Raw genomic sequence first — 22,358 nt, forward strand, 5'->3', positions numbered from 1 at the left:
TCTCCCGCAGAACGTGGTTTTTCATTCATCTTTTGGAGAAAACCATGAACGCTGCTGTTCGTCCCGTTTCCGCCGACACGGCCATCGCTGACATTTCCCTCGCTGCCTGGGGCCGCAAGGAAATCCTGATCGCCGAAACCGAAATGCCCGGCCTGATGGCCACGCGCGAGGAATTCGCCGCTGCCCAGCCCCTCAAGGGCGCGCGCATCACCGGCTCGCTGCACATGACCATCCAGACGGCCGTGCTGATCGAGACGCTCAAGGCCCTAGGCGCCGAAGTGCGCTGGGCGTCGTGCAACATCTTCTCGACGCAGGACCACGCTGCCGCCGCCATCGCGGAAACCGGCACGCCCGTGTTCGCCATCAAGGGCGAATCGCTGGCCGACTACTGGGACTACACCCACCGCATCTTTGAATTCGGCGCCGCCGGCACCGAAGGCGAAGGCCCCAACATGATCCTGGACGACGGCGGCGACGCCACCATGCTGCTGCACCTGGGCATGCGCGCCGAAAAGGACCTGTCCGTGCTGGACAACCCCGCCTCCGAGGAAGAGAAGATCGCCTTCGCCGCCATCCGCGCCAAGCTGGCCCAGGACCCCACCTGGTACACGCGCAAGAGCGCCCACATCATCGGCGTGACCGAAGAGACCACGACCGGCGTGCACCGCCTCAACGAGATGTCTGCCAAGGGCACGCTGAAGTTCCGTGCCATCAACGTCAACGACTCCGTCACCAAGAGCAAGTTCGACAACCTCTACGGCTGCCGCGAATCGCTGGTGGACGGCATCAAGCGCGCCACCGACGTGATGATCGCCGGCAAGGTTGCCGTGGTGGCCGGCTACGGCGACGTGGGCAAGGGCTGCGCCCAGGCGCTGCGCGCGCTGTCGGCCCAGGTCTGGGTCACCGAGATCGATCCCATCAACGCCCTGCAGGCGGCCATGGAAGGCTATAAGGTCGTGACCATGGAGTGGGCAGCCGACAAGGCCGACATCTTCGTGACCACCACCGGCAACCGCGACATCATCCGCCACGAGCACATGGTGGCCATGAAGAACGAAGCCATCGTCTGCAACATCGGCCACTTCGACAACGAGATCGACGTCGCCTCCATCGAGCAGTACCAGTGGGAAGAAATCAAGCCCCAGGTGGACCACATCACCTTCCCTGACGGCAAGAAGATCATCCTGCTGGCCAAGGGCCGCCTGGTGAACCTGGGTTGCGCCACCGGCCACCCCAGCTTCGTGATGAGCGCCTCGTTCGCCAACCAGACCATCGCCCAGATCGAGCTGTTCACCAAGCCCGATGCCTACGAGGTCGGCAAGGTCTACGTGCTGCCCAAGATCCTGGACGAGAAGGTTGCCCGCCTGCACCTGAAGAAGGTCGGCGCCATGCTGACCGAGCTGACGGACGGCCAGGCTGCCTATATCGGTGTGAGCAAGCAGGGTCCCTACAAGCCCGAAACCTACCGCTACTAAGCACCCCCTGAGCGGCTTGCGCCGCTTCCCCCTCTCTACTTGCTTCGCAAGGGAGGGGGACGACACCCTCGCGGCGGGGCGGCCCTTGCTCGGTGTCCCTGAGTTGGGCCCTGCCAGTTGTGGGGTGCGGCGCCGCTTGGCGTCATTGGTTTAGAGATTTCCTGGGAACGACGCTATGCGCGCAGATGTATTTTTGGTGGAAGCCGGCCATGCGGCCACGCGCTCGCAGGCGCAGCGGCTGATTGCGGGTGGCGTGCAATGGCGCATGACGCCGCTGACGCCTTGGAAGAAGGTTGCCAAGAACGGCGACGAGATTCCTGCGGGTGCCGAGCTGCAGTTGCTGGACGGGGCCGAGGCCCGGTTCATCTCGCGCGGCGGGCTGAAGCTGGAAGGCGCGCTGGCGGCCACCAAGCTGTCGGTGCAGGGCCTGCGCTGCCTGGACGTGGGCCAGAGCACGGGCGGTTTCACCGACTGCCTGCTGCAGGCGGGCGCCGCCCAGGTCATCGGCGTGGATGTGGGCCATGGCCAGTTGCACGACCGGCTGCGCTCGGATGTGCGTGTGATCTGCGTCGAGGGCGTCAACGCCCGCGCGGTGACGGCCGAGGGCCTGCAGGAGTCCTGCGAGGAAGTGCTGTCCGAACGCTGGGAAGAAGATCCCGACGACAACGACACCCAGCCCGTGGCGCCCTATGCCTGGATGCGCAACGGCGGTCTGGTCGATGAAGACTATGACGATAGCGACGACGCCAAGGAAAAAGAGATCGAGGCCTTCAAGGCCGAGCGCGCGGCCAAGGGCAAGGCCCGGGAAGAAGGCACGGTGGCCACGCAGCGCCGCCGCCGCGCCGAGTTTGCCGACGTGGACATCACGCCGCAGTTCGACTTCGTCACGGGCGATCTGTCCTTCATCTCTCTGACCCTGGTGCTGCCGGCCGTCACGCGCCTGCTCAAGCCGCATGGCCAGCTGCTGATGCTGGTCAAGCCGCAGTTCGAACTGCAGCCGGGCCAGGTCGGCAAGGGCGGCATCGTGCGCGATGCAGCCTTGTTCACCGAGGTGGAGCAGCGCATCCGCACCTGCCTGGGCGAGCTGGGCCTGGAGGTCAAGGGCTGGATGGAGTCGGCCATCGAAGGCGGTGACGGCAACCGCGAATTCTTCGTGCATGCCCAGCAGGCGGCCGTGGTGAAGGAGCCTGCACAGCCTGAAACGCAGGACGGCGACGAGCCCCGTTCGGCCGTGAAAGCCGCGCCTAAGCGCGTGTCCCGCACCGTGCTGCGCGAGCAGCGCAACGAGCGTGTGATCGACACCAGCACCGAGTTCGGCGTGCCCGGACCGGGGCGCGCCAAGCTGCGCAAACGCAACGAATGAAACACTGAGCAGTGAGTCTTACATGAGCTTTCCGATCAGCTTCGAATTCTTCCCGACCAAGACGCCCGAAGGCGCGGCCAAGCATGTGCAGGTGCGCAAGAACCTCTATGCGCGCAAGCCCCAGTTCTGCTCCGTCACCTATGGTGCGGGCGGCTCCACGCAGGCCGGCACCTTCAACATGGTGCGTGACATCCAGAGCGAAGGTGTCAGCGCGGCATCGCATTTCTCCTGCGTGGGCGCCACGCACGACAAGGTGCGTGCCGAGCTGCAGGAGCTCAAGGCCATGGGCGTGCGCCGCATCGTCGCGCTGCGCGGCGACCTGCCCAGCGGCTATGGCCTGGGAGGGGAATTCCAGTACGCCAGCGACCTCGTGGAATTCATTCGCCGCGAGTTCGGCGACTGGTTCCACATCGAGGTGGCAGCCTATCCCGAGGTCCACCCGCAGGCGAAATCCCCACATTCCGATCTGGAAGCGTTTGCGGCTAAAGTGCGCGCTGGCGCGGATTCCGCGATCACCCAATATTTCTACAATGCCGACGCCTACTGCCGTTTCGTTGATGCGGCGCGCGGCATGGGGCTTGATGCACCGGTTGTTCCCGGCATCATGCCCATCACCAGCTCTACGCAGCTGATGCGCTTCTCGGACGCCTGCGGCGCCGAGATCCCGCGCTGGATCCGCCTGCGTCTGCAGGCTTACGGAGATGACACGGCGTCCATTCGCGCCTTCGGCCTCGATGTCGTGTCCCGTCTATGCGAGCAGTTGCGCAGCCAGGGCGCTCCCGGGCTGCACTTCTATACGATGAACCAGAGCGTCGCCACGCTGGAAATCTGCGATCGATTGGGCCTTTGAGCGCGCAGCCACTGCGCCGGCCCCGGGCGGCCCTCTGAACTTGGGAACGGTCAGGCGTTCCCTGGAGGTTTTTGCCCATGGATCGTAGTTTTCGACGCCTGCACTGGCGCTGGCTGGCCATGTGTGCCATCACCGCCACCCTGGCTGGCTGCGCACCGGCTCCCGTGGCCGAAACCGATGCCGAGTCCGGCGCCCTGATGGCCGGTTCTGCAGGTTCGGCAGGTGCCGAGGCCATGGCTGAAGGCCAGACGCCTGCGGCCGTTCCCTCCGCAGGCAAGCGCAGCAGCCGCGCCTCGCGGGCCACGCCGCCTGCCAGCAGATCCGCGGATGCCAGGCCCTCCGAACCGGCTTCGCCCGAAGAGCGTGCCGACACTCCCTCCAATCCCGATTTCGCCCTCGTTCCCTCGCGCGACAGCGACCAGCAAGGCCTGGCTTCCTGGTATGGCCCGGGCCTGCATGGCCGGCTGACGGCCAGCGGCGAACGTTTCGACAAGGAAGAGTTGACGGCTGCGCACCGCAGCTTCGCCTTCGGCAGCCGTGTCTGCGTGCGCAGCGCCGCGACAGGCAGGACGGTGGTGGTGCGCATCAATGACCGGGGGCCGTTTGCGCCCGGCCGCGTGATCGACCTGAGCCAGGCCGCTGCGCAGGAGCTGGGCATGGTCGGCCTGGGAATCAAGCCCGTGGAGCTGTGGCAGCTCGACGAAGGCGAGGAAGAATGCCCCGAAACCCTGGTCACCGCCAGGAAGGCAGAGTCCCTCAAGAAGACTCAGCAGGCCAAGGCACAGACACAAACGCAGGCGCGGACCCGGGTTCAGGCAAAGGCCCCGGTCCGGCCGCGTGTGCAGGCCAAGGCGCCCGCACCCAGGCCCAATGCACGCACGGCCGTGGCCAGCCGTGCCGCCCCTGCCGCCAGGCCGGTGGCGAAGGCCGCGGCGCCCGCCGCAGCCTCGGCCACGGCAGTGGCGTCTGCGGCGTCGAGCTCGCGCTGAACCGTGTTCAGCCGCCGGATTCGAGCGTGAAGGCCGCGTTCTCGTCCTGACCGAGCAGCTTGACCAGCTGCGGCATGGCCGGCTTGAGCTGTTCCTTGAGATTGAACGGCGGATTGATCAGGAACATGCCGCTGGCCGGCAGGCCGCCGCGCTCCGACGTCTTGTTGCTCTTGACCGTGAGCTCCACATGCAACCAGCTCTTGCCGGCCTTGGTTGTCATGGTCTTCAGGCGGCGCGGCAGATCGTGCGCTTCAGGGCGCGGGATGATCGGATACCAGACCGCATAGGTGCCTGTGGCAAAGCGCTTGAGGCTGTCGGCCGCCATGTCCAGCACCTTGGCGTAGTCGCTCTTGAGCTCGTAGCTGGGGTCGCACAGCACCAGGGCGCGGCGCGACGGTGGCGGCAGGAATTTCTTGATGCCCTCGAAGCCGTCCTCGTGCAGCACGGCTACCTGGCGGCCCGCTTCGAGCTGGGCAATGTTGCCCACCAGCGAGCGCATGTCGGTGGGATGCAGCTCGAAGACCTTGAGCTTGTCGCGCTCCTGCACGCGCAGCAGGGACTGGATGATGAAGGGCGAGCCCGGGTAGTTGCGCAACTGCGCGCCCTGGTTGAAGGAGCGCACCGTGGCCAGGTAGGCCTGCAGCACCGGGGCCAGCTCGGCCTCCTTGGCCTGGGCCAGGCGCATGATGCCGTCGGCGGACTCGCCGCTCTTGTTGGCGTAGTCGCCGTCCAGTCGGTACAGGCCGGCGCCGGCGTGCGTGTCCAGCACCGTGAGGGCGGCATCCTTCTGGAGGAGGTATTGCAGGGTGGCGATCAGCACGGTGTGCTTGAGCACATCGGCATGGTTGCCTGCATGGAAGGCGTGGCGGTAACTGAACATAGGCGTATGGTAACCAGCCGCGCTGCCGGGTGGTTGTCCGTGGCGGCTGAAGGATGGGGGCCGGCGCTGAAGCCAGGGCGGCGCAAGGGGGGATGGCGAAGACCTGCCGTTTTTGTATAATGGAGGGCTTCGCAGCGATTTTAGGGTCCCGCGGCGAAGTTTACATCCCCGCCTAAGAGGCTTCCTTTTTGAAGAAGCGCCGACCGCGGAAAAGGACCCGCCAAACCTTTCTTGAAAGAGAAAACTCATGTCTACATTCAGCGCAAAGCCCGCTGAGGTGCAACACGAGTGGTTTGTGATTGACGCCACCGATAAGGTGCTCGGACGTGTCGCCAGCGAAGTGGCACTCCGTCTGCGCGGCAAGCACAAAGCCATTTACACACCTCACGTTGACACCGGCGACTTCATCGTCATCATCAACGCCTCCAAGCTCAAGGTCACCGGCACCAAGAACCTGGACAAGGTGTACTACCGCCACTCTGGTTTCCCCGGCGGCATCACTGCCACCAACTTCCGCGACATGCAGGCCAAGTTCCCCGGCCGTGCTCTGGAAAAGGCCGTCAAGGGCATGCTGCCCAAGGGTCCCCTGGGCTACGCAATGATCAAGAAGCTCAAGGTGTACGGCGGTGCTGAGCATCCCCACACCGCCCAGCAGCCCAAGGCTCTGGAAATCTAAGGAGACCTAGATGATTGGTGATTGGAACAATGGCACCGGCCGTCGCAAATCCAGCGTCGCACGCGTGTTCCTGAAGAAGGGCTCCGGCAAGATTACCGTGAATGGCAAGGACATTCAGGAGTACTTCGGCCGCGAAACCTCGATCATGATCGCAAAGCAGCCCCTGGCTCTGACGAGCAACCTGGAAGCTTTCGACATTCAAGTGAACGTCCACGGTGGTGGTGAATCCGGCCAGGCCGGCGCTACCCGCCACGGCATCACCCGCGCCCTGATCGACTATGACGCAGCGCTCAAGCCCGTCCTGAGCCAAGCCGGCTTCGTGACGCGTGACGCTCGTGAAGTCGAACGTAAGAAGGTCGGCCTGCGCTCCGCACGCCGCGCCAAGCAGTTCTCCAAGCGTTAATCCGCTGGCACTGCAGGAAAGTCCCCCGGGGCTTTCCCCAGAAAAAAACCGCCTTTGCCGGCGGTTTTTTTCTGGGCGATGCAAACCCTTCGCATTCACCTTCGCCGTCGGAGGCCAATGCCCCCACTTGCACTGTCGTCAAGCCGGCGGCCCCGGGAATTCCCGAGCCCTTTGCTGTACCATTCGGGCCAATTGAGAACTTCGGAGTATCCCCATGAGCGCCGTCGCAGAAATCACCGAAACCACCACCGCCGAAATGCCCACCCCGATCGTCTTCACCGACAGCGCAGCTGCCAAGGTGGCCGATCTGATCGCCGAGGAAGGCAACCCTGACCTGAAGCTGCGCGTGTTCGTGCAAGGTGGCGGCTGCTCGGGCTTCCAGTACGGCTTCACCTTCGACGAGATCACCAACGACGACGACACGACCATGACCAAGAATGGCGTGTCGCTGCTGATCGACGCCATGAGCTACCAGTACCTGGTGGGTGCCGAGATCGACTACAAGGAAGACCTGCAGGGCGCGCAGTTCGTGATCAAGAACCCCAACGCCTCCACCACCTGCGGCTGCGGATCGAGCTTCTCGGTATAAGCCTTGTTGGCCGCGCTGCAGTGAAGCCCACAGCAGCCCGCCGCACAACACGCCACCAACCGCCGCGCAGCAATGCGCAGGCGGTTTTTTAACGCCTGTGCCCTTCCTGCCTTGCCATGATTCCTGAAGACAAAAGCGCTTCCGCCTCCACCACATCCTCCTCGCGTTCGGTGCTGCTATGGCTTGTGGCCATCGGCTTTTTCATGCAGACGCTGGACGGCACCATCGTCAACACCGCGCTGCCCACCATGGCCGAGGCCCTGGGCGAAAGCCCGCTGCGCATGCAGTCGGTCATCGTCGCCTACTCGCTGACCATGGCCATGCTGATCCCGGCCTCGGGCTGGATGGCCGACCGTTTCGGCACGCGGCGTGTCTACCTGTGGGCGATTGCGCTGTTCGTGCTGGGCTCGGTGATGTGCGCGATTGCGCCCAACCTGCAGCTGATGGTGGCTGCGCGCGTGCTGCAGGGCATGGGCGGGGCGCTGCTCATGCCGGTGGGGCGGCTGGCCGTGCTGCGCGCCTTTCCGCGCGAGCAGTTCCTCAAGGCCATGAGCTTCGTGGCCATCCCCGGCCTGGTCGGGCCGCTGATCGGCCCCACGCTGGGCGGCTGGATGGTGGAGTACGTGAGCTGGCACTGGATCTTCCTGGTCAACGTGCCCGTGGGCCTGATCGGCCTGGCCGCCACGCTGCGCTTCATGCCGGTGGGCGACCGCTTTGCCGTCAAGCGCTTCGACGGCGTGGGCTATGCACTGCTGGCCTTCGGCATGGTGGCCGTGTCGCTGGCGCTGGACAGCATGTCGGGCAAGGGCATCCACGGCGCCATGGTCTTCGTGCTGCTGATCTTCGGCCTGGCCAGCCTGGCCGCCTACTGGCTGCACGCGCTGCGTCGGCCCGACCCGCTGTTCGCCCCCGAGCTGTTTGCCGTGCGCAGCCTGCGCGTGGGCCTGCTGGGCAATCTGTTCTCGCGCCTGGGCAGCTCCTGCATGCCCTTCCTGATCCCGCTGGTGCTGCAGGTCTGCCTGGGCTTTTCTCCGCTGCAGGCCGGCATGATGATGCTGCCCACGGTGCTGGCCAGCATGGCCATGAAGCGCCAGACCACCACCCTCATCCAGCGCATCGGCTACCGCCGCGTGCTCATGGGCAACACCCTGGTGCTGTCGCTGATGATCGCCAGCTTCGGCACGGTCTCCACGGCGCTGCCGCTGTGGGTGGTCATCGTCCAGCTGCTGATCTTCGGCGCCACCAACTCCATGCAGTTCACGGCCATGAACACCGTCACGCTCAAGGACCTCGATGCCGGCAACGCCAGCAGCGGCAACAGCCTGCTGTCCATGGTGCAGATGCTGGCCATGGGCATGGGCGTGGCCGCCGCAGGCGCCGTGCTGGCCGGTTTCAGCGAATGGTTCGGCGGCGACACGCCGCAGCACACCCTCAATGCCTTCCGCGCCACCTTCGTCTGCATGGGCGCGGTGACGCTGGCCTCGACCATGATCTTCTCGCAGCTCGGTGACGATGAGGATGTGCGGCCCAAGCCTCTGGAGCCGGCCGAGCACGAGTGAGGGCTGTGCATACCTTTTGAACCCTGAACCGCTGCAATCCACACTTTTGTTGCGGGTTTACCCTTGTTTTTGACAAGGATATATGGCAGCCCGCATAGGAAATATCGAGGCCGTCTTATGCGTTTGGGCGGGGCTGGACTTAATCTCGGGTACATCCGCAGGACTTACGCAAGCAAGAACGCAAACACGCCATCGCCACAGGGCCAGCGGCTTTCTTCCTCGGAATTTGCGTAAGTCGTGATCCGAACAGTCCACGCACCAGCAGTTGCCCCCACGAGCATGAGCCAGAGCCCCAGTTCCCAACCCATCCGCTTCTATCACCGCGGCCAGATCGTCGAGGTACAGGGGCCGCATCCCACGCGCTCGGTGCTCGACTGGCTGCGCGGCGACGCGCGCTGCACCGGCACCAAGGAGGGCTGCAACGAAGGTGACTGCGGCGCCTGCACCGTGGTCATCGCCGAGCTGGCCGAAGACGGTGCGCCCGACGCCGTGGGCGGCCTGCAGCTGCAGACGGTCAATGCCTGCATCCAGTTCCTGCCCACGCTGCACGGTAAGGCGCTGTTCACGGTGGAGGACGTCAAGGGCCAGTGCGCCGGCAAGCAGGGCTGTGCCACGGGCAAGCCCGCAGGCGGTGCCGAGCTGCACCCCGTGCAGCAGGCGCTGGTGGACTGTCACGGCTCCCAATGCGGCTTTTGCACGCCGGGCTTCGTGATGTCGCTGTGGTCGGCCTACGAGCACCACCAGCAGGCCGGCACGCGCCCCTCGCGCCAGCAACTGGCCGACGAGCTGTCGGGCAATCTGTGCCGCTGCACGGGCTACCGTCCCATCCTGGACGCAGGCCAGCGCATGTTCGACCTGCCCGCCACGCGCATGGCCACCGACCCCGTGGTGCAGGCACTGCAGGGCCTGCGTGCGCAGGATGCCGGCTTGGACTACGCCGCGCCCAACGCCGCCCAGGGCGGCCGTGTGGACAGCTTCCATGCTCCGCGCACGCTGGACGAGCTGGCCGCCGTGTGCGAGGCCAAGCCCCGCGCGCGGCTGCTGGCAGGCTCCACCGATGTGGGGCTGTGGGTGACCAAGCAGTTCCGCGACCTGGGCGACATCGTCTATGTGGGCGACGTGGCCGAGATGAAGCGCGTCGAGGAGCGCCGCGGCGCGGGCAGCCTGGACGGCGGCGAGCTGTACATAAGCGCCGGTGCCTCGCTGGAATCGGCCTGGTCGGCGCTGTCGCAGCGCTTCGAAGGGCTGACCGACGTGTGGCTGCGCTTTGCCTCCGTGCCCATCCGCCATGCAGGCACCATGGGCGGCAACGTGGCCAATGGCTCGCCCATTGGCGACTCCCCTCCCGTGCTGATGGCGCTGGATGCGCAGATCGAGCTGCGCAAGGGCGCGCGCGTGCGCCGCATGCCGCTGCATGACTTCTATCTGGACTACATGAAGAACCAGCTGGAACCGGGCGAGTTCGTGCAGGCACTGGCCGTGCCGCTGGACGCTGCACGGCGCCAGACCCGTGCCTACAAGATCAGCAAGCGCTTTGACTGCGACATCTCGGCGCTGTGCGCGGGGCTGGCCATCGAGCTCGATGGCGACGTGGTGAAGTCCGCCCGCCTGGCCTTTGGCGGCATGGCCGCCGTGGTCAAGCGTGCGGCCCTGGCGGAGGCGGCCATCGTGGGCCAGCCCTGGGACCAGGCCGCAGTGAAGGCCGCCCAGGCCGCGCTGGCCCAGGACTTCAAGCCCATGTCCGACATGCGCGCCAGTGCCGACTACCGGCTCAAGGTGGCGCAGAACCTGCTGCAGCGCCTGTGGCTGGAGACACGTCCGCAGCAGCCGCTGCCGCTGCAGGCCACCAGCGTCTGGAGCGTGATGCCCCATGCAGTGCACCAAGGAGCCTGAAATGAACCGCCCCATCGATCCCTCCCTGCTGCACTCGTCCGAGGCCTTTGCGCATTACCTGAAGAACACCGCCTTCCGCGTGGACGAGCGCGCCGAGGCCGGTGCCCACACCCAGGGCCAGCGCGTTGGCATCAGCCGCCCGCATGAATCGGCCCATCTGCATGTGGCCGGCGAGGCCGCCTACATCGACGACCTGCCCGAGCTGGACGGCACGCTGCACTGTGCGCTGGGCCTGTCGCCCGTGGCCAATGGCCGGCTCAATGCGCTCAGGCTGGATGCCATCCGCGCCATGCCCGGCGTGGTGGCCGTGCTCACGGGCGAGGACATTCCCGGCGTCAACGACTGCGGCTCCATCATCCACGACGACCCCATCCTGTGCAGCGGCGAGATCCGCTACCTGGGCCAGCCGCTGTTCGCCGTGATCGCCGAAAGCCGCGAGGCTGCGCGCCTGGCTGCGGCCCAGGCCAAGGCGGCGGCCGACATCACGGCCGAGCCGCCCGTGCTCACGCCCCAGCAGGCGCATGAGCTGGGCCAGTACGTGCTGCCGCCCATGCACCTGGCGCGCAGCACGAATGAAGGCGGCGCGCGCCGCGCCATGGACGAGGCGCCGCACCGCCTGAAGTCATCGTTCTACGTGGGCGGCCAGGAGCAGTTCTACCTGGAAGGCCAGATCAGCTACGCCATTCCCAAGGAGGACGGCGCCGTCCACCTGTACTGCTCCACCCAGCACCCCAGCGAGATGCAGCACCTGGTGGCGCATGCGCTGGGCGTGGCCTCGCACGCCGTGCATGTGGAGTGCCGCCGCATGGGCGGCGGCTTCGGCGGCAAGGAGTCGCAGTCGGCCCTGTTCGCCTGCGTGGCCTCGGTGGCCGCGACGCGGCTGCGCCGCCCCGTCAAGCTGCGCCTGGACCGCGATGACGACTTCATGATCACGGGCCGCCGCCACTGCTTCTGGTACGAGTACGAGGTGGGCTACGACGACGAGGGCCGCATCCTCGGCGCCGAGATCTCCATGGTCTCGCGCGCCGGCCACTCGGCCGACCTGTCCGGCCCCGTGATGACGCGCGCGCTGTGCCACTTCGACAACACGTACTGGCTGCCCGATGTGTCCATGCACGGCTACTCCGGCAAGACCAATACGCAGAGCAACACGGCGTTCCGCGGCTTCGGCGGCCCGCAGGGCGCGATCGCCATCGAGAACATCATGGAGACGGTGGCGCGCGAGCTGGGGCGCGACGCGCTCGATGTGCGCCGCGTCAACTTCTACGGCAAGACCGAGCGCAATGTCACGCCCTATAGCCAGGTCGTGACCGACAACGTGATCCACGAGCTGGTGGCCGAGCTGGAGACCTGCAGCGACTACCGCGCGCGCCGCGATGCCATCGCCGAGTTCAACGCGGCCAGCCCCGTGCTCAAGCGCGGCCTGTCGCTGACGCCGCTCAAGTTCGGCATCTCCTTCAACGTCAAGCACTTCAACCAGGCTGGCGCCCTGGTCCATGTCTACAACGACGGCTCCATCCTCGTGAACCACGGCGGCACCGAGATGGGCCAGGGCCTGAACACCAAGGTGGCCCAGGTCGTGGCGCACGAGCTGGGCGTGGGCTTCGGGCGCGTGCGCGTCACGGCCACCGACACCACCAAGGTGGCCAATACCTCGGCCACGGCGGCATCGACGGGGGCCGACCTCAACGGCAAGGCCGCGCAGGACGCGGCGCGCCAGATCCGCGAACGCCTGGCCGCCTGCGCCGCAGAGCGCCATGGCGGCCGCGCGGAGGACGTGCGCTTTGCCAACGACCAGGTCCACGTCAACGGCAAGGTGCTGGATTTCAAGGCCGTGGTGGGCGAGGCCTATATCGAGCGCGTGCAGCTGTGGTCCGACGGCTTCTATGCCACGCCCGGCCTGTCGTGGAACAAGGACACCATGCAGGGCCGGCCCTTCTTCTACTACGCCTATGGCGCCGCCGTGAGCGAGGTGGTGGTGGACACGCTGACCGGCGAGTTCAAGCTGCTGCGCGCCGACGTGCTGCACGATGTGGGCCGCTCGCTGAACCCGGCCGTGGACGTGGGCCAGGTCGAGGGCGCCTTCATCCAGGGCATGGGCTGGCTGACCACGGAAGAGCTGGTCTGGCACCCGCAAAGCGGCAAGCTCACCACGCACGCGCCCAGCACCTACAAGATCCCGACGGCCAACGACTGCCCGCCCGTGTTCAACGTGCGGCTGTTCGAGGGCGACAACTTCGAGGACTCCATCCACCGCAGCAAGGCCGTGGGCGAGCCGCCGCTGCTGCTGCCGTTCTCGGTGTTCTTCGCCATCCGCGACGCCGTCTCGGCCGCAGGCGGGCACCGCAGCAACCCGCCGCTGCAATCGCCGGCCACGCCGGAATCCATCCTGCGCGCCATCGAGGCCGTGCAGGCCGCCGGGAGCTGAGCGGACCGGCGCCGCGCCCCTCATTCCTTGAATCCGCGCGCAGCGATGCGCGCCACCAGGTCCATGGCCGCCCGGCAGGGTGCCATGCCTTGTGCCGGCCTGGACAGCCGGTGCTCAACCCTGGGCGCTTTCACAACCGTTGCGCCCCGCATGCGAAAACAACACGGAGACAATGCGATGAACTGGATGGAACGGGTGTTCAAGCTCAGTGAGCACGGCACCAATGTAAGAACCGAGCTGGTCGCGGGCCTGACGACCTTTCTGACGATGGCCTACATCATCTTCGTCAATCCCTCGATCCTGGGGGATGCGGGGATGCCCAAGGGGGCCGTCTTCGTGGCCACCTGCCTGATCGCGGCGCTGGGCACGACCATCATGGCGCTGTACGCCAACTATCCCATCGCGCTGGCGCCGGGCATGGGCCTGAACGCCTATTTCGCCTACGTGGTGGTGCTGCACATGGGCTTCACCTGGCAGGCCGCGCTGGGCGCGGTCTTCGTCTCGGGCTGCCTGTTCCTGCTGGTGACGCTGTTCGGCCTGCGGGAGCTGATCATCAAGGGCATACCGCAGTCCATACGCATAGCGATCACCGTGGGCATCGGCCTGTTCCTGGCGCTGATCGCGCTCAAGAGCGCGGGCATCGTCGCCGCATCGCCGGCCACCTTCGTGACCCTGGGCGACCTGCACAAGCCCGAAGTCATCCTGGCCTCGCTGGGCTTTCTGATCATCGTGGTGCTGGACCGCCTGAAGGTACCGGGCGCCATCCTGATCGGCATCGTCGCGGTCACCGTGGCCTCGTTCTTCTTCGCAGGCAACGAGTTCCACGGCGTGTTCTCGGCCCCGCCCTCCATTGCGCCCACCTTCCTGCAGCTGGACATCAAGTCCGCGTTGACGGGCGGCATCCTCAACGTGGTGCTGGTGTTCTTTCTGGTCGAGCTGTTCGATGCCACGGGCACGCTGATGGGCGTGGCCAAGCGCGCGGGCCTGCTGGTGCCCAGCCGCATGGGCCGCTTCAACCGCTCGCTGCTGGCCGACAGCGGCGCCATCTTCGCGGGCTCGCTGCTGGGCACCTCCAGCACCACGGCCTATGTGGAAAGCGCGGCCGGCGTGCAAGCGGGCGGCCGCACGGGCCTGACGGCGCTGACCGTGGCCGTGCTCTTCCTGTGCTGCCTGTTCCTGTCGCCGCTGGCCGGCGTGGTGCCTGGCTACGCCACGGCGCCCGCGCTGTTCTTCGTGGCCTGCCTGATGCTCAAGGAGCTGACCGAGATCGAATGGGGCGAGACCACCGAGGCCATCCCCGCTGCCGTCACGGCCCTGCTCATGCCCTTCACCTACTCGGTGGCCAATGGCCTGGCCTTCGGCTTCATCACCTATGCCGTGCTCAAGCTGTTCACGGGCCGCGCCAAGGAAGTGCACTGGATGGTGTGGCTGATCGGCGGCGTCTTCCTCTTCAAGTTCGTCTATATCGGCGGCTGACGTAGCGCACTGTTTTTGGTGGGGGGCCCGCGCCTGGCAGCCATGCCTTGCGCGGGCCTTTTTGCTGGCGCTGCTTTTCTGCGGTATTCATGCGGGGTGGATGGCGCCCAGGATGCGTGGTCCGCGTGCGCCCGTCACGGCGGGCAGGTTGCCGGGCAGGCCCAGCAGGGCCTGGCGCGCCAGCCAGGCGAAGGCGGCGGCCTCCACCTGCTGCGGCGGCAGGCCGCGCGCGGCCGTGGTGTCCACGGCCGCGCCGGGCAGCAAGGCGGCGATGCGCTGCATCAGTTGCGTGTTGAAGGCGCCTCCGCCGCAGACCAGCAGCTCGCCGCCGCCGCGCCCGAAGCGCTGCACGGCACCGGCGCAGGCGCGGGCGGTGAATTCGGTGAGCGTGGCCTGCACGTCGGCAGGGCGGGCATCGGCGGCGCTGGTTGCACTGGCGGAAAGATGGCCGGCCAGCCAGTCCGCGTGGAACAGGTCGCGTCCCGTGCTCTTGGGCGGCGGCTGCTGCAGGAAAGGCTCGGCCAGCAGGCGGTCGAGCAGGGCGGGCAGCACCTGGCCCGTGGCCGCCCACTGGCCGCCGTCGTCATAGGGCTGGCCGTTGTGGGTCTGGCACCAGCCGTCCATCAGCGCATTGCCGGGGCCGCAGTCGAAGCCCAGCACCGTGCCATCGCCCGCCAGCACGCTGAGATTGGCAATGCCGCCGATGTTGAGCACCAGCACCGTCTCGCCGGGCCGGCCGAACACGCCCTGGTGGAAGGCGGGCACCAGCGGCGCGCCCTGGCCGCCTGCGGCCACGTCGCGGCTGCGCAGGTCGGCCACCACGGCAACGCCGCTGAGCTCGGCCAGCAGGGCCGGGCTGTTGAGCTGCAGCGTGTAGCCCGTGCCGTCGAACATCTGCGGCCGGTGGCGCACGGTCTGGCCGTGGGCGCCGATGGCGGCAATCTGGCCGGGCGCCAGTCCCGTGGCCTGCAGCAGTTCCCGCACCACCTCGGCATAGCTGCGCGCCAGCGCATTGGCCGCCAGCGCCGCGCGGTGGAGCTCATCGCGGCCATCGGGGGTGTTGAGGGCCAGCAGCTCGGCGCGCAGCGCGGCGTCGAACCCCCGGCTGGCATGCCACAGCACCTGCGTGCCTTCGGCAAAGTCCACGAGAACGCCATCCACCCCGTCAAGCGAGGTGCCGGACATCAGGCCTATGCAGTAGCGGTGGGCGATGGGGGAGGGGATGGGCTGGTTCATGCCGGCAATGGTAGCCCTGCGGCCTGGGGCCCGCGATCACAAAAGGATGCGCTTGAAACAACAAAGGCTGCCAGGGCAGCCTTTGCGGGATGGGAGCGCGGTGGCTCAGCGTTCGCTGGCCAGGGCCAGTGCTTCGTTCGATGCCTGCAGCTCGATGCGCATCTGCGCGGCCATCTTGTCGAAGGCGGCGCGGCCGGCCTTGGAGACGGGGCGGGCGGCATCGGTGGCCTGGACGATGGTCATGGGATCGCGGTGCTCGCCGTTGACGCGGAACTCGAAGTGCAGGTGCGGGCCGGTGGCCCAGCCCGTGGAGCCCACGTTGCCGATGATGTCGCCCTGCTCCACGCGCTGGCCGCGCGTGACGCCGATGTGGCTCAGGTGGGCGTAGACCGTGGTGTGGTTGTTGGCGTGGTCCACGAAGATCACGTTGCCATAGCCGTTCTGCACGCCCGCGAAGGAGACGGTGCCGTCGCCCACGGTACGCACCTTGGTGCCCGTGGCAGCGGCGAAGTCCGTGCCCAGGTGGGCGCGCCAGGTCTTGTGGATGGGGTGCATGCGCATGGCAAAGCCGCTGCTGATGCGCGAGAACTCCACGGGCGAGGTCAGGTAGGCCTGGCGGCGGCTCTTGCCGTCCATGGTGTAGTAGTCGCCCTTGGCCTTGCCTTCGTCCTGGAACCACAGCGCCTGCACGACCTTGCCGTTGTTGTGGAATTCGGCGCTGAGCACGCGGCCTGCGCGCAGCGGCTCGCCATCGGCTTCCAGCGATTCGTAGACCACGGAGAAGCGGTCGCCCTTGCGCAGGCTGCGGCGGAAGTCCACGTCGCCCTGGAAGATGTCGGCCATCTGCATGGCCACGGCATCGGGGATGGAGGCCGCGTCGGTGGCGGCGAACAGCGAGCTGCGGATGATGCCGCCGGCCAGGCGGGGCGAGGCCGTCAGCTTGCCCGTCTCGATGCGGGTGCTCAGTTCATTGTTCTTGCGCTCGACCACGAGGCGGCGGAAGCTGCCGTCCTCGTCGGGCGCCCAGCGCACGGTCAGCTGCGACAGCTGGTGGTCAGGCGTGGTCTCGGCCGTCACCAGTCGGCCGGCGCGGCCCAGCACATGCTGGCGAACCTGGTCGTTGCCGCGCATGAAGGCGGCGGCGGCCGGATCGGCCACGCCCAGGCGCTGGAGCAGGGTTTCGGCCGTGTCGCTGCCGCGCGTGTATTCGGAACGGTACAGGGACATGCCCTGCACGCTGTCGGTCAGCTCGGCCAGGGTCTGGCCTTCGGCCAGCGATTCCACGGGCGTGGAGAGCATGCGCACCGGCAGGTCGGCCGGATCGGGTCCCAGGTTGGCCACGGCGAAGGCGCCGCCGCCGCCCGTGAGCAAGATGGCTGCCAGTGCTGCGGTGACACGCTTGGGGTGTTGCTGGATCACGGAGGTCAGCCGCGCAACAAGAGCACCGCTGGCATGGTTCAAGCCATATTTCACAACATCAGATCCTTGGGTTGCGCGCATCCGGCCCTGCGGGGGCCGGACAGCATCGCAGCGGCGGGATACGCTCTCCAGACGGGCAACAAGTCCGCGCTCTGCGGTGCGGATAGGCGGGCGTCTAGAATTCGCCGCAGCGGGAAAATCCCCGGAGTATACCGACGCAGTCCTACGCGGCCTGGCGAAAAACCCTTATGAATCAATCTGCTGTTACAACATACCCGGTCACCGACGGTGTAAGCCAAGCGCTTGAAACCACCCTGCGCGGCGTGGATGAGCTGCTGCCCCAGGCGGACTGGGTGCAAAAGCTGGCCCGTTCCGAGGCCACCGGCGTGCCGCTGCGCATCAAGCTGGGCCTGGACCCGACGGCGCCCGACATCCATCTGGGCCACACCGTGGTGCTCAACAAGATGCGCCAGCTGCAGGACCTGGGCCACCAGGTGATCTTCCTGATCGGCGACTTCACCACCCTGATCGGCGATCCTTCGGGCCGCAACAGCACGCGCCCGCCGCTGACGGCCGAGCAGATCAAGGTCAACGCCGAGACCTACTACACCCAGGCCGCCAAGGTGCTGGACCCCGCCCGCACCGAGGTGCGCTACAACAGCGAGTGGTGCGACAAGCTGGGCGCGCGGGGCATGATCGAGCTGTCGGCCAAGTACACGGTGGCCCGCATGATGGAGCGCAACGACTTCCACCAGCGCTTCACCGACGGCAGCTCCATCAGCCTGCACGAGTTCCTCTACCCGCTGCTGCAGGGCTATGACTCGGTGGCGCTGCGCGCCGACCTGGAGATGGGCGGCACGGACCAGAAGTTCAACCTGCTCATGGGCCGCCATCTGCAGCAGGAATACGGGCAGGACACGCAGTGCGTGCTCACCATGCCGCTGCTGGTGGGCCTGGACGGCGAGCACAAGATGTCCAAGTCCAAGAACAACTACATCGGCATCACCGAGGACGCCAACACCATGTTCGCCAAGGTGCTGAGCATCTCGGACACGCTGATGTGGAACTGGTACACCCTGCTGTCGTTCAAGAGCCTGGCCGAGATCGCCGCGCTCAAGGCCGAGGTGGAAGGCGGGCGCAATCCCAAGGACGCCAAGGTGCTGCTGGCCAAGGAAATCACGGCGCGCTTTCACAGCGCGGCGCTGGCCGATGCGGCCGAGCAGGATTTCAACAACCGCAGCAAGGGCGGCATTCCCGACCAGATCGACGAGGTCAGCCTGTCGGGTGCGCCGCTGGGCATCGGTGCCCTGCTCAAGCAGGCCAACCTGGCGCCATCGACCAGCGAGGCCAACCGCCTGATCGACGGCGGCGGCGTGCGCGTGGATGGCACGGCCATCAGCGACCGGGGCCTCAAGCTCGAAGCCGGCACCTATGTGGTGCAAGTGGGCAAGCGCAAGTTTGCGCGCGTGACGCTGGGCTGATGACCGCGCCGGGCCATGCGCCCGGCTGCACAGGAATGAAGGACGCCGGCATGCCCGCGTCCTTTTTTCATCGCCGGGCCGCCCCAAGATGAAAACGGCCCCCTCGGGGGGCAGCGGACCTTGCGCAGCAAGGGGAGCGTGGGGGGACATTTTTCAAGCCGGGGGCGATTCGACGGTTTCGCGCGTGACCTCGGCCTGCTCCTGCAGCCACCGGCAGAAGGCGGCCACCTCGGGACGCGCGGCGCTGCGCGGGCCCACGATCAGCCAGTAGGCCAGCGGCGATTCCAGCCGGTGTGCGGGCAGCACCTCGACCAGGTCGCCAGCCGCCAGCGCATCGGCCACCAGCGGCAGCCGCGCAATCGCCAGGCCCTGGCCGGCCAGTGCGGCCTGCACGATCTGGTGGGCGTAGTTGAAGTACAGCCAGCGCGGCGGCTGCAGCTGGTCGCAGCCCTGCACGCCGAACCAGCGCTGCCAGCCCAGCCACTCCAGCTGGGGCATGCGGTGGGCGTCGCCGGTCTCGATCAGCGTGTAGCGCGCGGCATCGGCTGGCGTCCTGAGCGGCGGGCCGCCGGCCAGCAGGCGCGGGCTGGCCACCACGGCCAGCTGCTCGCCGAACAGGCGCTGTGCCTGGGGCCAGCCATCGCCCGCGCGGCCGTAGCGCAGGGCCAGGTCCACGTCGGTGGTGTCCAGGTCCATCACGGTGTCGCTGGTGTCGATGCGGATGTCGATATCGGGCCAGGCGCGCTGGAAGGACTCCAGGCGCGGGATCAGCCACATGGCGGCAAAGCTGGCCCAGGTGGTGATGGCCACGCTCTTGCGGCCCACGGTCTGGCGGATCTGGCGCACCGAGGCGTCGATCTGCTCCAGCGCGGGCGCCACCGAGCGCAGCAGCTGGGCCCCGGCCCCCGTCAGCTCCACGGCGCGCGTGTGGCGCAGGAACAGCGGCACGCCGACTTCATCCTCCAGCGACTGGATCTGGCGGCTCACGGCCGACTGCGTCAGCGACAGCTCGTCGGCGGCCGCGCGGAAATTCAGGTGCCGGGCCACGGCCAGGAAGGCACGCAGATGGCCGGCTCCGATGGCGCGTGTGCGCAGCAGGGGAACGGGTGCAGTGGTGGCATGGGGCATGGCGCCGCCAGCATACGTCAATCGTGTGACCGGCCGCAGCCCTTGGCGGGCAGATAATCGGCGGCGTTGCCGGCACAGGTTCTGGCGTTTTGGATGAATCACCTATGACAGCACCTCTGGATCTCGTCATCATGGCCGCGGGCAAGGGCACGCGCATGAAAAGCCGCCTTCCCAAAGTCCTGCAGCGCCTGGCGGGGCGCCCGTTGCTGGGCCATGTGCTGTCCACGGCGGCGCAGCTGGATGCGCGCTCGGCCGTGGTGGTCACGGGCCACGGCGCGGACCAGGTGGAGCCCGCCATGGCGGCGGCCTGCCAGGGCGGCTCCATGGCGCTGAAGTTCGTGCGCCAGGAGCCGCAGCTGGGCACGGGCCACGCGGTGCAGCAGGCCGTGCCCGCGCTGGCGGGCGACGGCATGGTCATCGTGCTCTCGGGCGATGTGCCGCTGACGCAGGCCGACACGCTGCGCGCCCTGGTCGATGCGGCCGATGGCCAGCGGCTGGCGCTGCTGACCGTGCGCCTGCCCGATCCCACAGGCTACGGCCGCATCGTGCGCGGCGAAGACGGCACGGTGCAGCGCATCGTCGAGCAAAAGGATGCCAATGACGCCCAGCGCGCCATCCAGGAAATCTACAGCGGCATCATGGCCGTGCCGGCCCGCCACCTGGCCGGCTGGCTGGCCCGCCTGACCAATGACAACGCCCAGGGCGAGTACTACCTGACCGACGTGGTCGCCATGGCCGTGGCCGACGGCGTGCCCGTGGTCGCGCACTGCATTGCCGACCCGGTGCAGGTGGCGGGCGTCAACAGCCCGCTGCAACTGGCCGAGCTGGAGCGCGCCCACCAGGGCGCCCAGGCCCGTGCGCTGATGGAGCAGGGCGTGCGCCTGGCCGACCCCGCGCGCTTTGACCTGCGCGACGACCCGCGCACGGGCCGCGCGGCACGCCTGGCCTGCGGGCAGGATGTGGAGATCGACGTGGGCTGCATCTTCAGCGGCCATGTGGAGATTGGCGAAGGTGCGCGCATCGGCGCCTATTGCAGCATTGCCAACGCCACGATTGCGGCGGGCGCCGTCATCCATCCGTACACGCATGTCGATGGCGAGAAGGCCGGCGTCAGCGTGGGCGAGGGCGCCCTGGTCGGCCCGTTTGCGCGCCTGCGCCCCGGTGCGCAACTGGGCCGCGAAGTGCACATAGGCAACTTCGTCGAGGTCAAGAACTCCGTGCTGGCCGATGGTGCCAAGGCCAACCACCTGGCCTACCTGGGCGATGCCACGGTGGGCGAGCGCGTCAACTACGGCGCCGGCTCCATCACGGCCAACTACGACGGCGTGAACAAGCACCGCACGGTGATCGAGGCCGACGTGCACATCGGCAGCAACTGCGTGCTGGTGGCGCCCGTGACCATTGGCGCGGGTGGCACGGTGGGCGGCGGCTCCACGGTCACCAAGAGCACCGAGCCCGGCGTGCTCACGGTATCGCGGGGCAGGCAGGTGAGCATCACCAGCTGGAAGCGCCCAGTCAAACTGCCCAAGTCCTGAGACTTCCGAGACACGTGGGCTCGAGGGCCCGCATCGCCGGCGGGTCCCGTACGGGGTACGCCGATTTGCCGAATCTCCTGACCCTGTCCATGCCATGACGGAACCTTTCGCACCCCATCCGCCCCCCGACCCCGCCGCCGACCTGCAGGGCCCTCCCCGCACGTTGCAGGATGCGCTGGAGCGCCTGGCCCAGCGCGAGCAGGAACTGCAGGCCCTGCGCGCCGCGCAGCAGGAATGGCTGCATGCGGTGTCGCACGATCTGCGCGCGCCGCTGCGCCATGTGCTGTCCTTCGGCCCCCTGGTCGATGAGCTGCTGTCGCAGGCTGCGCCTTCGCCGCAGGAGCTGCAGGAGGCGCGCGGCTTCCTGCAGACCATGGACCAGTCGGCGCGCCGCATGGGCGGCATGCTCGACGGCCTGCTGGCCCTGTCGCGCGCCGCGCGCACGCCCATGCAGTGGCAGCCCGTCGCCTTGCAGGAGCTGCTGGAGCAGGCGCGCACGGCGGTGCTGGCGCAGCCGCGCTGGGCGGCCTGCGGCGCGGCGGCGCGGCTGCAATGGAGCCTGCCGCAGCAAAGTCCCGCCGTGCGTGCCGACGCGGCCCTGCTGCGCCAGGTGCTGGAGGCACTGCTGGACAACGCCGTCAAGTTCACCCGGCCCGTGGACCAGCCGCGCATTGCCATCGATGTGGAGCGCCATGCCGACGGCGGCATCACGCTCAGCGTGACGGACAACGGCGTGGGGTTCGATCCCTCGCGTGCGGGAGCGCTGTTCGGCATCTTCCAGCGCATGCACCGCGAATCCGAGTTCCCCGGCCTGGGCACGGGCCTGGCCCTGGTGCGTGGCGTCATGCGCCGCCACGGCGGCGAGGCCACCATCCGCGCCACGCCCGCGGGCGGCTGCTGCGTTTGCCTGAACTGGCCCGGCGGCGAAGTGCGGCGCGCCGATCGCGGGCTCTGAGACCGCCTGCCGCTGGCGCCTGC

General features: G+C 67.6%; 18 protein-coding genes. 14 read left to right on the forward strand and 4 right to left on the reverse strand.

Annotated elements, in window-relative coordinates:
- Positions 1 to 44 precede the first annotated feature (44 nt).
- The 4 genes from ahcY (at position 45) to LGR64_RS00395 (ending at position 4,677) form a co-directional block, all read left to right on the forward strand.
- Positions 45 to 1,475, forward strand: a complete 1,431-nt coding sequence (gene ahcY, locus LGR64_RS00380) for an adenosylhomocysteinase (RefSeq protein ID WP_013800445.1) — start codon at positions 45 to 47, stop codon at positions 1,473 to 1,475.
- Positions 1,476 to 1,650: 175 nt separating this feature from the next.
- On the forward strand, positions 1,651 to 2,838 hold the full coding sequence (locus LGR64_RS00385) for a TlyA family RNA methyltransferase (protein WP_141835763.1): 1,188 nt from the start codon (positions 1,651 to 1,653) through the stop codon (positions 2,836 to 2,838).
- Positions 2,839 to 2,860: 22 nt separating this feature from the next.
- Positions 2,861 to 3,688: a methylenetetrahydrofolate reductase [NAD(P)H] gene (metF, locus tag LGR64_RS00390; RefSeq protein WP_034397320.1), complete on the forward strand. Its 828-nt coding sequence runs from the start codon at positions 2,861 to 2,863 to the stop codon at positions 3,686 to 3,688.
- Between the two features lie 77 nt (positions 3,689 to 3,765).
- Entirely contained in the window at positions 3,766 to 4,677 is a 912-nt protein-coding gene (locus LGR64_RS00395; RefSeq protein WP_141835760.1) for a septal ring lytic transglycosylase RlpA family protein, read from the forward strand.
- Positions 4,678 to 4,684: 7 nt separating this feature from the next.
- Here LGR64_RS00395 and LGR64_RS00400 read toward each other — a convergent pair whose 3' ends face one another.
- Entirely contained in the window at positions 4,685 to 5,557 is an 873-nt protein-coding gene (locus LGR64_RS00400; RefSeq protein WP_012207712.1) for a 23S rRNA (adenine(2030)-N(6))-methyltransferase RlmJ, read from the reverse strand.
- A 247-nt stretch (positions 5,558 to 5,804) separates the two neighbouring features.
- On the opposite strand from LGR64_RS00400, the gene rplM reads away from it, so the two are divergent.
- The 7 genes from rplM (at position 5,805) to LGR64_RS00435 (ending at position 14,581) form a co-directional block, all read left to right on the forward strand.
- Complete coding sequence (gene rplM / locus LGR64_RS00405; RefSeq protein ID WP_012207711.1) at positions 5,805 to 6,233, forward strand: 50S ribosomal protein L13; 429 nt, start codon at positions 5,805 to 5,807, stop codon at positions 6,231 to 6,233.
- A 10-nt stretch (positions 6,234 to 6,243) separates the two neighbouring features.
- Entirely contained in the window at positions 6,244 to 6,636 is a 393-nt protein-coding gene (rpsI, locus tag LGR64_RS00410) for a 30S ribosomal protein S9 (protein ID WP_012207710.1), read from the forward strand.
- Positions 6,637 to 6,850: 214 nt separating this feature from the next.
- The gene (gene erpA / locus LGR64_RS00415) at positions 6,851 to 7,225 is read left to right on the forward strand and encodes an iron-sulfur cluster insertion protein ErpA (protein WP_013800449.1); all 375 of its coding nucleotides are present in this window, start codon (positions 6,851 to 6,853) and stop codon (positions 7,223 to 7,225) included.
- A gap of 116 nt (positions 7,226 to 7,341) precedes the next feature.
- On the forward strand, positions 7,342 to 8,784 hold the full coding sequence (mdtD, locus tag LGR64_RS00420) for a multidrug transporter subunit MdtD (RefSeq protein WP_013800450.1): 1,443 nt from the start codon (positions 7,342 to 7,344) through the stop codon (positions 8,782 to 8,784).
- Between the two features lie 279 nt (positions 8,785 to 9,063).
- Positions 9,064 to 10,677, forward strand: coding sequence for a xanthine dehydrogenase small subunit (xdhA, locus tag LGR64_RS00425; RefSeq protein WP_141835757.1), 1,614 nt, complete (start codon positions 9,064 to 9,066; stop codon positions 10,675 to 10,677).
- A gap of 1 nt (position 10,678) precedes the next feature.
- Positions 10,679 to 13,105, forward strand: coding sequence for a xanthine dehydrogenase molybdopterin binding subunit (gene xdhB / locus LGR64_RS00430; RefSeq protein WP_016448453.1), 2,427 nt, complete (start codon positions 10,679 to 10,681; stop codon positions 13,103 to 13,105).
- Between the two features lie 177 nt (positions 13,106 to 13,282).
- A complete protein-coding gene (locus LGR64_RS00435; RefSeq protein ID WP_012207705.1) occupies positions 13,283 to 14,581 on the forward strand; it encodes an NCS2 family permease in 1,299 nt (432 codons plus the stop codon).
- A gap of 87 nt (positions 14,582 to 14,668) precedes the next feature.
- Here LGR64_RS00435 and LGR64_RS00440 read toward each other — a convergent pair whose 3' ends face one another.
- Both LGR64_RS00440 and LGR64_RS00445 read right to left on the reverse strand, forming a co-directional pair.
- Complete coding sequence (locus LGR64_RS00440) at positions 14,669 to 15,817, reverse strand: anhydro-N-acetylmuramic acid kinase (protein WP_141835754.1); 1,149 nt, start codon at positions 15,815 to 15,817, stop codon at positions 14,669 to 14,671.
- A gap of 105 nt (positions 15,818 to 15,922) precedes the next feature.
- Positions 15,923 to 17,317, reverse strand: coding sequence for a peptidoglycan DD-metalloendopeptidase family protein (locus LGR64_RS00445; protein WP_012207703.1), 1,395 nt, complete (start codon positions 17,315 to 17,317; stop codon positions 15,923 to 15,925).
- A 167-nt stretch (positions 17,318 to 17,484) separates the two neighbouring features.
- Here LGR64_RS00445 and tyrS point away from each other — a divergent pair, with 167 nt between their 5' ends.
- On the forward strand, positions 17,485 to 18,717 hold the full coding sequence (gene tyrS / locus LGR64_RS00450) for a tyrosine--tRNA ligase (protein ID WP_012207702.1): 1,233 nt from the start codon (positions 17,485 to 17,487) through the stop codon (positions 18,715 to 18,717).
- 153 nt (positions 18,718 to 18,870) lie between these two features.
- Here the strand turns inward: tyrS and LGR64_RS00455 are convergent, their stop codons facing one another.
- The gene (locus tag LGR64_RS00455) at positions 18,871 to 19,845 is read right to left on the reverse strand and encodes a LysR substrate-binding domain-containing protein (RefSeq protein ID WP_012207701.1); all 975 of its coding nucleotides are present in this window, start codon (positions 19,843 to 19,845) and stop codon (positions 18,871 to 18,873) included.
- A gap of 104 nt (positions 19,846 to 19,949) precedes the next feature.
- On the opposite strand from LGR64_RS00455, the gene glmU reads away from it, so the two are divergent.
- Positions 19,950 to 21,380 carry a bifunctional UDP-N-acetylglucosamine diphosphorylase/glucosamine-1-phosphate N-acetyltransferase GlmU gene (gene glmU, locus LGR64_RS00460; protein WP_013800456.1) on the forward strand — a complete coding sequence of 477 codons (1,431 nt, stop codon included), beginning with the start codon at positions 19,950 to 19,952 and terminating at the stop codon, positions 21,378 to 21,380.
- Between the two features lie 94 nt (positions 21,381 to 21,474).
- A complete protein-coding gene (locus LGR64_RS00465; RefSeq protein ID WP_012207699.1) occupies positions 21,475 to 22,335 on the forward strand; it encodes a sensor histidine kinase in 861 nt (286 codons plus the stop codon).
- Positions 22,336 to 22,358 lie beyond the last annotated feature (23 nt).

The sequence above is a fragment of the Delftia sp. Lp-1 genome (genome assembly GCF_020523835.1).
In the GTDB taxonomy this organism is placed as follows: Bacteria; Pseudomonadota; Gammaproteobacteria; order Burkholderiales; family Burkholderiaceae_C; genus Comamonas; species Comamonas acidovorans.

Coding starts and splice junctions, on each gene's coding strand:
- ahcY (WP_013800445.1), top strand. CDS start 45: ATGAACGCTGCTGTTCGTCCCGTTTCCGCCGACACGGCCATCGCTGAC.
- LGR64_RS00385 (WP_141835763.1), top strand. CDS start 1,651: ATGCGCGCAGATGTATTTTTGGTGGAAGCCGGCCATGCGGCCACGCGC.
- metF (WP_034397320.1), top strand. CDS start 2,861: ATGAGCTTTCCGATCAGCTTCGAATTCTTCCCGACCAAGACGCCCGAA.
- LGR64_RS00395 (WP_141835760.1), top strand. CDS start 3,766: ATGGATCGTAGTTTTCGACGCCTGCACTGGCGCTGGCTGGCCATGTGT.
- LGR64_RS00400 (WP_012207712.1), bottom strand. CDS start 5,557: ATGTTCAGTTACCGCCACGCCTTCCATGCAGGCAACCATGCCGATGTG.
- rplM (WP_012207711.1), top strand. CDS start 5,805: ATGTCTACATTCAGCGCAAAGCCCGCTGAGGTGCAACACGAGTGGTTT.
- rpsI (WP_012207710.1), top strand. CDS start 6,244: ATGATTGGTGATTGGAACAATGGCACCGGCCGTCGCAAATCCAGCGTC.
- erpA (WP_013800449.1), top strand. CDS start 6,851: ATGAGCGCCGTCGCAGAAATCACCGAAACCACCACCGCCGAAATGCCC.
- mdtD (WP_013800450.1), top strand. CDS start 7,342: ATGATTCCTGAAGACAAAAGCGCTTCCGCCTCCACCACATCCTCCTCG.
- xdhA (WP_141835757.1), top strand. CDS start 9,064: ATGAGCCAGAGCCCCAGTTCCCAACCCATCCGCTTCTATCACCGCGGC.
- xdhB (WP_016448453.1), top strand. CDS start 10,679: ATGAACCGCCCCATCGATCCCTCCCTGCTGCACTCGTCCGAGGCCTTT.
- LGR64_RS00435 (WP_012207705.1), top strand. CDS start 13,283: ATGAACTGGATGGAACGGGTGTTCAAGCTCAGTGAGCACGGCACCAAT.
- LGR64_RS00440 (WP_141835754.1), bottom strand. CDS start 15,817: ATGAACCAGCCCATCCCCTCCCCCATCGCCCACCGCTACTGCATAGGC.
- LGR64_RS00445 (WP_012207703.1), bottom strand. CDS start 17,317: ATGCGCGCAACCCAAGGATCTGATGTTGTGAAATATGGCTTGAACCAT.
- tyrS (WP_012207702.1), top strand. CDS start 17,485: ATGAATCAATCTGCTGTTACAACATACCCGGTCACCGACGGTGTAAGC.
- LGR64_RS00455 (WP_012207701.1), bottom strand. CDS start 19,845: ATGCCCCATGCCACCACTGCACCCGTTCCCCTGCTGCGCACACGCGCC.
- glmU (WP_013800456.1), top strand. CDS start 19,950: ATGACAGCACCTCTGGATCTCGTCATCATGGCCGCGGGCAAGGGCACG.
- LGR64_RS00465 (WP_012207699.1), top strand. CDS start 21,475: ATGACGGAACCTTTCGCACCCCATCCGCCCCCCGACCCCGCCGCCGAC.